The 2,787-nt window shown below is 52.6% G+C and carries 3 protein-coding genes and 1 riboswitch; of the genes, 2 read left to right on the top strand and 1 reads right to left on the bottom strand.

Features of this window, described 5'->3' with window-relative positions:
* Window positions 1–56 precede the first annotated feature (56 nt).
* Entirely contained in the window at window positions 57–785 is a 729-nt protein-coding gene (locus IQ260_RS29525) for a TrmH family RNA methyltransferase (RefSeq protein WP_193996622.1), read from the bottom strand.
* Between the two features lie 186 nt (window positions 786–971).
* Window positions 972–1,085: riboswitch (guanidine-I (ykkC/yxkD leader) on the top strand.
* A 102-nt stretch (window positions 1,086–1,187) separates the two neighbouring features.
* Here IQ260_RS29525 and IQ260_RS29530 point away from each other — a divergent pair.
* Both IQ260_RS29530 and hypA read left to right on the top strand, forming a co-directional pair.
* Entirely contained in the window at window positions 1,188–2,366 is a 1,179-nt protein-coding gene (locus IQ260_RS29530) for an agmatinase family protein (protein ID WP_193996623.1), read from the top strand.
* Window positions 2,367–2,372: 6 nt separating this feature from the next.
* Window positions 2,373–2,726, top strand: coding sequence for a hydrogenase maturation nickel metallochaperone HypA (gene hypA / locus IQ260_RS29535; protein WP_193996624.1), 354 nt, complete (start codon window positions 2,373–2,375; stop codon window positions 2,724–2,726).
* Window positions 2,727–2,787 lie beyond the last annotated feature (61 nt).

Genomic DNA, 2,787 nt, shown 5'->3' on the forward strand with positions numbered 1-2,787 from the left:
CGATCCGGCTACCCTGCTTTTTATTGGCAGTCTGCTGATACTGCTACCCCTGATATTTACCGGGTTTCTGTCTCAGTAACTTGATCCACTCGATCTAACTGATGGTCAAAGGCTGAGCGCAGCTTATGGATCACATAGAGATCTTCACGGTTTAGACGGGCGATACCCTGCATCACATACTTCTGGTAGCGTTCTGGCAGGTTTATCCGCACCATCAGCTGCTGTAGCAAGCGCTTCAGGCTGGCGTATTCTGTCGGGGGCATGGGCTCGCTCTGCAATCGCTGGTCTGTGATCTGCACCTGGGTCTGCTCGGCAGAGAGTACAAAGCTATAGACCATGACGGCCTGGGCCAGGTTTAGGGAGGGCTGCAGCTGATATTGGGGAATCGTGGTGAGCAGGTCACAGTCTGCGATATCAGCGGATTTAAGCCCCGAGCGTTCGCCACCAAAGACGATGGCAATGCGGTGTAGCCATTCGCCTTTGGCCTGCAGGTAGGCGGGCAGGTCGCGCACGGAGGTGTAGTGGTGCTTTTCATAGCGGTGGCGAGCAGTGCTGGCACAGGCGAGGTCACAGTCTGCGATCGCATCCCCCAACCCCTCATACACCTGAGCATCTTGCAGCACATGCTGAGACCCATGGGCCAGCGCTAACGCCTTTTCGCCTAGATGGTCGGCCTTAGGCCGCACGAGCCGCAAAGTGCCATAGCCCATCGTATGCATAGCGCGGGCCGCCGCTCCAACATTCTCTGCTTCTTCCGAATCAACCAGTACAAAAATAATCTCCATGGGGATTCATTATACGGTGACGCACCTGATTGTTCTTGGAATAGTGAGTTGTTGTACCATCAGGGTTGGTACTGTCCGTATTTCTCTTCACGGTCGGAAACAATACGTCACAATTAAATATGCGATTTGGTAAAGCAAGATACTTTCTTAGGGGAGCCAAGCTTGAATACTAGACCCAACTAAAACAATTTAGGTTTCTAGGGTTCCGGTTTAATAGTTGGGGATGTCTTGGTGTTAGATGTCTGGACCGAGAGAAACCGCCAGTTTTCTGGTACACGGCGGGATAAAAGCCCGGGAGAAGTCGTTCAGCAGATCAGTCTGCTAGGAGATTCTCTCGGGCTTTAAGTTTTCTGTTGATTTCAGCAATAATTCCTTGCCCTCTTAGCGTTATACATCGACATCATGAGTGAGACACCCACATTTCGTAACCCAGCTGACTCAGAAGCCAATCGGGCTCTAGAACGTGAGGCTCAACTACCCCTTACAGGCTGGCAGCAGGAAGTTTCTCAGGGGTTAGAGTATGGCTTAGAGGCGGCCGATAGTATTCGCGATCGCACCATTCCCACCTTCTCCCGTGGCGAGCTGCCCCACTACGCTGGCATCAACACCTTTCTCAAAGCTCCCTATATCGAAGACGTGCGCAAAGTGGGCGAATACGACGTGGCCATTGTCGGTGTTCCCCACGATTCTGGCACCACCTACCGCCCCGGCACCCGCTTCGGTCCCCAAGGTATTCGTCGGATCTCGGCTCTGTATACCCCTTACAACTTTGAGATGGGGATTGATCTACGAGAACAGATTACCCTCTGCGATGTGGGTGATGTTTTCACGATTCCTGCCAATAACGAAAAATCCTTTGACCAAATCTCCAAAGGCATTGCCCATATTTTTAGCTCCGGTGCATTTCCCATTATTCTCGGCGGCGATCATTCCATTGGATTTCCCACCGTGCGCGGTGTGTGTCGTCATCTAGGTGACAAAAAAGTCGGCATCATTCACTTTGACCGCCATGTCGATACCCAGGAAACTGATCTAGATGAGCGCATGCACACCTGCCCCTGGTTCCATGCCACCAATATGAAAAATGCCCCGGCTAAAAACCTAGTGCAGCTGGGCATCGGTGGCTGGCAGGTACCACGCCAAGGCGTAAAAGTTTGTCGTGAGCGCGCCACCAATATTCTCACCGTCACCGACATTACCGAAATGGGCCTAGATGCCGCCGCCGACTTTGCCCTAGAACGAGCCCTGGATGGCACCGACTGCGTTTATATCAGTTTTGACATTGACTGTATTGATGCCGGATTTGTCCCCGGTACCGGCTGGCCCGAACCCGGTGGTCTGTTACCCCGTGAAGCCCTCTATCTGCTAGGCAAAATCATTCGCAGTGCTCCCGTATGTGGACTGGAAGTCGTGGAAGTCTCCCCGCCCTACGACGTCAGCGATATGACCTCCCTCATGGCCACCCGCGTTATCTGTGATGCCATGGCCCACCTGGTGCAATCGGGTCAATTACCTCGTACCGGTACTCCCGACTATATTCACCCTGAAGCCAATATGGACGTCGGCAGCGGCTGGCAGTGATTAATCATGCACGAAACCGATATGACCAAAGCCTTAATTGGCACCATTCAAGACTGGTGGGACTCTCAACCCAAGCGTCCCACCATCCAAAAGATTCATCTCATTGTGGGAGCGTTTACCTGTGTCGAACCGGCCAGTTTACAGTTCGCCTTTAATGTTCAAACCCAGGGTACTTTTCTCGATGGCGCTCAGCTAGTTATCCAAGATACTCCCCTAGTCGCCCACTGTCATACCTGTCGTGCCGATTACCGTCCCAATTTTGGTAGTCAATACGCCTGCCCTGACTGCAATAGCCCCATGGAAGACATTCGCTCCGGTCGCGAGTTAAAAATCGACCACCTAGAATACATTGCCGTTTGAGGAAATTCCGTTGTAGAGGCATTGCATGCAACGCCCCTACAACGCCCCCATTCCCCATTCC

Source organism: Leptolyngbya cf. ectocarpi LEGE 11479 (assembly GCF_015207065.1).
GTDB lineage: Bacteria > Cyanobacteriota > Cyanobacteriia > Phormidesmidales > Phormidesmidaceae > Leptothoe > Leptothoe ectocarpi.

Coding starts and splice junctions, on each gene's coding strand:
- hypA (WP_193996624.1), top strand. CDS start 2,373: ATGCACGAAACCGATATGACCAAAGCCTTAATTGGCACCATTCAAGAC.
- IQ260_RS29530 (WP_193996623.1), top strand. CDS start 1,188: ATGAGTGAGACACCCACATTTCGTAACCCAGCTGACTCAGAAGCCAAT.
- IQ260_RS29525 (WP_193996622.1), bottom strand. CDS start 785: ATGGAGATTATTTTTGTACTGGTTGATTCGGAAGAAGCAGAGAATGTT.